The sequence below is a fragment of the Streptomyces sp. KR55 genome (genome assembly GCF_052245645.1).
Classification (GTDB): domain Bacteria; phylum Actinomycetota; class Actinomycetes; order Streptomycetales; family Streptomycetaceae; genus Streptomyces; species Streptomyces flavusporus.
This window is the reverse complement of the sequence record NZ_JBQQCE010000550.1, coordinates 1-6,007: the sequence shown is the minus strand read 5'-3', so window position 1 is coordinate 6,007 and position 6,007 is coordinate 1. Positions and strand designations below refer to the sequence as shown.

Genomic DNA, 6,007 nt, shown 5'->3' with positions numbered 1-6,007 from the left:
CTACCCTGCACTCATCCGATGATCGATCACAAGGAGCCGCGATGCGTGTCGCCCTGTTCCTGACCTGTGTCAACGACACGCTCTATCCGGACACCGGGCGCGCCGTGGTGAAACTGCTGACCAGGCTGGGCGTCGAGGTCGACTTCCCGATGGCGCAGACCTGCTGCGGGCAGGCGCACTACAACACCGGATACCGGCACGAGGCCGAGCCGCTCGCCCGGCATTTCTCCGATGTATTCGGGGAGTACGAGGCGATCGTCACGCCGTCCGGGTCGTGCGGGGCGATGGTGCGGGAGCTGTATCCGCGGATGGGTGAGCGGGCGCGGGCCGAGGGGCGGGGGGACACGCTCGCCACCACGCTGGCGCCCGTGGTGCCGAAGACGTACGAGCTGACGGAGTTCCTGGTGGACGTGCTCGGCGTGACGGACGTGGGGGCGTACTACCCGCACAAGGTGACCTATCACCCGACCTGCCACGGGCTGCGCGGGCTGGGGCTCGGCGACCGGCCGCGACGGCTGCTCCAGGCCGTGAAGGGGCTGGAGCTGGTGGAGCTGCCCGGAGCGGAGGAGTGCTGCGGGTTCGGCGGCACGTTCGCGTTGAAGAACTCCGACGTCTCGGCGGCGATGGGCGCCGACAAGGTGCGCAACGCCGAATCGACGGGGGCCGAGGTGCTGTGCGCGGCCGACAACTCCTGTCTGATGCACATCGGCGGCACGATGGCCCGGCTACGGACCGGCATGCGGCCGGTGCACATCGCGGAGATCCTGGCGAGCACGGAGGAGGAACCGACCGTATGAGCGGAACGTTCGTGGGGATGCCGGCCTTTCCGAAGGCTGCGCACGAGGCCGTGCACGACCAGACCCTGCGGGGCAATCTGCGCCACGCCACGCACACGATCCGCGCCAAGCGCGCGAAGGCCGTGGCGGAGGTGTCCGACTGGGCGGCGCTGCGGGAGGCCGGGAAGCGGATCAAGGACCATACGCTCCGTCATCTCGACCGCTACCTTGTGCAGTTGGAGGAGTCGGTGACGGCGGCGGGCGGCACCGTCCACTGGGCCGCCGACGCCGACGAGGCCAACCGGATCGTGGCGGACCTCGTCAAGGCGACCGGTGAGTCGGAAGTCGTCAAGGTCAAGTCGATGGCCACGCAGGAGATCGGGCTCAACGAGGCCCTTCTCGAAGAGGGCATCCACGCCTACGAGACCGATCTCGCCGAGTTGATCGTGCAGTTGGGCAAGGACCGGCCCTCGCACATCCTCGTCCCGGCGATCCATCGCAACCGGGGCGAGATCCGGGACATCTTCCGCAAGGAGATGAGCGAGTGGGGCCGCCCGGCTCCGGAAGGCCTGACCGACACACCCGCCGAACTCGCCGAGGCGGCCCGCCTCCACCTCCGCGAGAAGTTCCTGCGGGCCAAGGTCGGCATCTCCGGCGCCAACTTCATGGTCGCCGAGACCGGCACGCTGGTGGTCGTGGAGTCCGAGGGCAACGGGCGGATGTGCCTGACCCTGCCCGAGACGCTGATCTCGGTCGTCGGCATCGAGAAGATCGTGCCCACATGGCGGGACCTGGAGGTGTTCCTGCAGACACTCCCCCGCTCGTCGACGGCCGAGCGCATGAACCCGTACACGTCGATGTGGACGGGTACGACAGACTCCGAGACGGCTGACGGCCCGCGCACCTTCCACCTGGTCCTCCTCGACAACGGCCGTACCGACACGCTCGCCGACGAGGTCGGTCGTCAGGCCCTGCGGTGCATCCGCTGCTCGGCGTGTCTCAACGTCTGTCCGGTGTACGAGCGGGCGGGCGGCCATGCGTACGGCTCGGTCTACCCGGGCCCCATCGGCGCGATCCTCAGCCCGCAGCTCCGGGGCACGGCATCCGAGATCGACGCCTCACTGCCGTATGCGTCCTCGCTGTGCGGCGCCTGCTACGACGTGTGCCCGGTGGCCATCGACATCCCCGAGGTGCTGGTGCATCTCAGGGAGCGGGTCGTGGAGGGTGGTCAGGTGACGCGGCAGGGCAACAAGGTGGTGCTGAAACCCGCGAAGGGTCATGCCGCCGAGCGGGCCGCGATGCGGGCGGCGCGCTGGGCGTTCAGCCATCCGGGCGCCCTGCGCACCGGCCAGCGGCTCGCCTCGCGCACCCGCCGCCTGCATCCGCGGTCGCTCCCGGGCCCGGGCAAGGCGTGGAGCGGGACCCGTGATCTGCCGGCGGTGCCCAAGGAGCCGTTCCGGGACTGGTGGCAGCGTACGAACGGCGGGAAGGACGGCGCGAAGTGAGCAGCAGGGAACGGATCCTGGGCCGGGTACAACGGGCACTGGCGGCCGCACGACAGGACGACACTCCCCCAGTGCCTGAACGGCCTGGGAGGGACCCCCAGTACGAGCAGGCGGTTCCCCGCGACTATCTGCGTGAGCACGGGAAGCGGAGTGTCGCGGAGACGGTCGATCTGCTGGCCGAGAACCTGGCGGACTACCGGGCACTGGTGCACCGCTGCACTCCCGCCGATCTCGCGGCGACGATCGCCGGGATGCTCGCCGCGCGAGGCTCGAAGACGGTGCTCGTGCCGCCGGGCCTGGAGGTGGAGTGGCTCGCGGCGACCGACGCCGAGCGGATCCCGGACCGGGCGGAGAGCACCCCGCACGAACTGGACCGGGTCGACAGCGTGGTCACGGCGTGTGCGGTGGCCGTCGCCGAGACCGGCACGATCGTCCTGGACGGCTCCCCCGACCAGGGCCGCCGCCGCATCACCCTCGTCCCCGACCACCACATCTGTGTGGTGCGGGTCCCGGATCAGGTCGTCTCCTCCGTCCCGCAGGCCCTCGAACGCCTCGACCCGGCCCGCCCGTTGACGTGGATCTCCGGTCCGTCGGCGACCAGCGACATCGAGCTGGACCGGGTCGAGGGGGTGCACGGTCCGCGCACCCTGGAGGTGGTGCTGGTGGGCGGTCAGGCGAGCACGGACGTCACCTCGTAGCGGCCGGACGGGAGTCGGTAGGAGGCGGTGCCGTCCGCGAAGCCCAGGTACTTCACGCCCTCGACCCGGGAGAGGGGTGTCCGGCCTTCGCGGACCGTCGCCGGGTCGGTGGTGGGGATGCGGAGGGTCGCGGTCGTGTTCGCGGGCACCGCGGCCCGGTAGGTCAGCTTGCGGCCGTCCGCCTTCCACTCGCTGACGATCTCGCCGTACGGCGAGAGATGCGACCCGGCCACCCGCGTGACCTTGCCGGTCGCGTCTAGGTGAGGCCTGAGGAAGAAGTGCCGGAAGCCGGGGTGGGCCGGGTCCTTGGCGATGCCGGCCATGCTCTCGTACATCCACTCCATGATCGCGCCGTAGGAGTAGTGGTTGAACGAGTTCATGTCGACCGGGCCGAAGCCGTCCTCCTTCGAGTACGAGTTCCAGCGCTCCCAGATCGTGGTCGCGCCGTTTCTCACCGAGTACAGCCAGGACGGCATGGCGTCCTGGTGCAGCAGCTTGTACGCCAGGTCGACGCGGCCCTCGTCGGTGAGCACCGGGGCGAGGACGTTCACGCCGAGGAAGCCGACGGAGAGGGTGTTCTCCGCGTACTTCACGCGCGTGCTGTCGGGGTGGGCCTCCTTGTAGGCCTCGTCGTTGCCGATGTTCTCGGCGAGTAGGGCGACGAGCGCGCGGCGCTGTGCCTCGGTCTCGTAGAAGCCGAGTTTGAGGACCCACAGCAGGGCGGTCTGGGTGTCGTCCTCGGTCTTGCGCGGGCTGTCGCCGGGGGTCGGCGGCGGATCGCCCAGGCTCGAGCGGACCGTGATCCGTCCCGTGGTCGCGTCGGTGGCGAGGTATTTAGTGATGAACGCCCGCTTGATCCGGGAGAAGAGCTCCTCGTACGCACGGGACTCGGCGCTGCGGCCGGTGGCACGGGCCATGTCCGCCATGAGCCGGGCGCTGTAGCCGTAGTACACGTCGCTCATGAACTGGGTGCTGGTGTCCTGGAAGGCCAGCCAGTCGCCGAAGATCGCGCCCTGTCCGGCGTAGCTGTCGCCGGTGCGCTGCCGGATCCAGTCCATGTACTTCTTCATCGCGGCCCAGCTGCGGTCGATGACGGTGGTGTCGCCGGACATCTGCCAGATCGTCCACGGGACGACCACCCCGCAGTCGGCCCAACCACTCGCCGGAATCGGCTGGTTGTAGCGGGCACCGGGGGCGATCCAGGTGAACTGGGCGCTGTCCGCGCCATAGGTCCGCTGCGAGTCGATCAGGGTGTCCTGGAAGTGGCTGAGGAAGTTCACCGCGTCGGCGTTGTACAGGCCGGTGTTGGAGAAGAGCTGGGTGTCGCCGGTCCAGCCGCAGCGTTCGTCGCGCTGCGGGCAGTCGGTGGGCACCCACAGGTAGTTGCCGCGCTGGCCCCAACGGACGTTGCTGATCAGCTGGTTGACGTCGGCGTCGTCGGTGGTGATCGTGCCGATGTCGCGGAGGGCGGAGGTGGCGACCCTGCCGGTGAACGCGGTGAGGGTGACGGTGTCGGTCGCGGTGACGGAGACATAGCGGAAACCGTAGAAGGTCAGCGAGTCCTGGTGGGTCTCGCCGTCGGGGTCGCCCTTGAGGATGTACGTGCTGGTGGCCTTGGCGCTGCGGAGGTTGGCCCGGTAGACCGAGCCGACGGGGCCGTCGGCGCCGGCGCTGTCGTCGTTGAGCATCTCGCCGGGTTTGAAGGCGACTTGGGCGCCCGCCGGGCCCCGCAGGGTGTAGCGGGGTACGCCGACCATGTTCTGGCCGAGGTCGATCACGGCGGTGTCGCCGGGGCGCAGGGTCACGGCAGCGGTGGCCGCAGCGGCCGGGTCGGTGACCGTGCGGGCGGGGTCGACGACGATACGGCCCTTGCCGTTGGGGCTGCCGTCCTGGCCGGTCACGCCGGTGTACACGGTGATGGAGCGCGGCCTGCGGTCCCAGTCCGGCATCAGGCGGGCACTCTCGCCGGGATAGGCGACCAGCTTGGCGTCGGGGAACCTGGAGGTGAAGTCGTGCTCGCTCACGCCCGCCCAGTCAGCGGCGTCGAAGCCGTTCGCCGTCCAGCCCGGGAGTTCCCTGCGGGCGTCGTAGGTCTGGCCGTCGTAGATGTCGTCGGCGCGGTAGGGGCCGGTGTCCGTGGCCTTCCAGTCGTCGCCGGGCGCGGTGACGATCGTCTGCTCGGATCCGTCGGCGTACCGGACGAGGAGCTGGGCCTTGAGGGCCAGGCGGTTGCCGTCGGCGGAGTAGTAGGTGCTGTTGTCGGAGACACGGCCGTTGTACCAGCCGTTGCCGAGGACGGCCGCGAGGGTGACGTGCCCCTGGTGCCGCTCCCCCGCGACCAGGTCCGTGACGTCGTAGGTGAAGTAGTTGACGGTGCTGTCGTAGTTGGTCCAGCCCGGCGTCAGCAGCTCGTGGGTGGTGCCGTCGCCCTGCGGCACGGCGACCCGGTGGCCGTTGACGTAGGCGTCGTACACGCCGAGGGCGGAGATGTAGAGCCGGGCGTCCCGTACGTGACGCCCTGCCAGCCGGGTCTGCCGGCGCAGCAGCGGGGCGCCGGGGCTGTTGGGTTGCTTGCCCGCCATGGTGATCCACCGGGCGCCGTTCCAGCCTGCGATGCCGTCGGTGCTGAGCAGGCCGGTCTCGAAGTGGGCGGTCGGGGCGGCGGGGACGGCACGGCCGGTCTCGTCCCAGACCGTCACCGTCCAGTGGTAGCGGGTGGAGGCGTGCAGGTCGGGGCCCGCGTAGCGCACGGCGACCGAGTCGGCCGAGGTGACGCGGCCGCTGTCCCAGACGTCCGCGCGGCCGCGCCGCAGGCGTTCGGCCGAGGTCGCGACAAGGATGCGGTACGCCGACTGGCGCCGGCCGCGGGCTGCGGAGGCCATGCGCCAGCCGAACCTCGGGGCGTCGGCGTCGATGCCGAGCGGGTTCGTCCGGTGCTCGACCGTCAGCCCCGTGACCGATGTGCGGTCGGAGGCGGGGGCGTCGGCGGGAGCGGCCGATGCCGCGCCCCCGCCTGCGACGCCACCGG

The 6,007-nt window shown here is 70.4% G+C and carries 4 protein-coding genes; 3 read left to right on the top strand and 1 reads right to left on the bottom strand.

What is annotated here, in order from left to right; genetic code table 11:
- Positions 1-41: 41 nt before the first annotated feature.
- From ACTWQJ_RS44920 to ACTWQJ_RS44910, 3 genes are read left to right on the top strand one after another with little or no spacing between them, the layout of a single operon-like run.
- Positions 42-797 (top strand): (Fe-S)-binding protein, encoded by a 756-nt coding sequence (locus tag ACTWQJ_RS44920; protein WP_443312161.1) that lies wholly within the window; start codon positions 42-44, stop codon positions 795-797.
- A complete protein-coding gene (locus ACTWQJ_RS44915; RefSeq protein ID WP_443312160.1) occupies positions 794-2,281 on the top strand; it encodes a LutB/LldF family L-lactate oxidation iron-sulfur protein in 1,488 nt (495 codons plus the stop codon). The genes ACTWQJ_RS44920 and ACTWQJ_RS44915 overlap by 4 nt, the downstream gene beginning before the upstream one ends.
- The gene (locus tag ACTWQJ_RS44910) at positions 2,278-2,979 is read left to right on the top strand and encodes a LutC/YkgG family protein (protein WP_443312159.1); all 702 of its coding nucleotides are present in this window, start codon (positions 2,278-2,280) and stop codon (positions 2,977-2,979) included. The genes ACTWQJ_RS44915 and ACTWQJ_RS44910 overlap by 4 nt, the downstream gene beginning before the upstream one ends.
- On the opposite strand, the gene ACTWQJ_RS44905 is transcribed toward ACTWQJ_RS44910, so the two are convergent.
- On the bottom strand, positions 2,952-6,007 hold a 3,056-nt coding region (locus ACTWQJ_RS44905; RefSeq protein WP_443312158.1), incomplete at its 5' end, for a family 78 glycoside hydrolase catalytic domain. The two genes, ACTWQJ_RS44910 and ACTWQJ_RS44905, sit on opposite strands and share 28 nt — an antisense overlap.

Excerpts from the sequence above, each read along its gene's own strand:
- ACTWQJ_RS44920 (WP_443312161.1), top strand. The coding sequence starts at position 42 with ATGCGTGTCGCCCTGTTCCTGACCTGTGTCAACGACACGCTCTATCCG.
- ACTWQJ_RS44915 (WP_443312160.1), top strand. The coding sequence starts at position 794 with ATGAGCGGAACGTTCGTGGGGATGCCGGCCTTTCCGAAGGCTGCGCAC.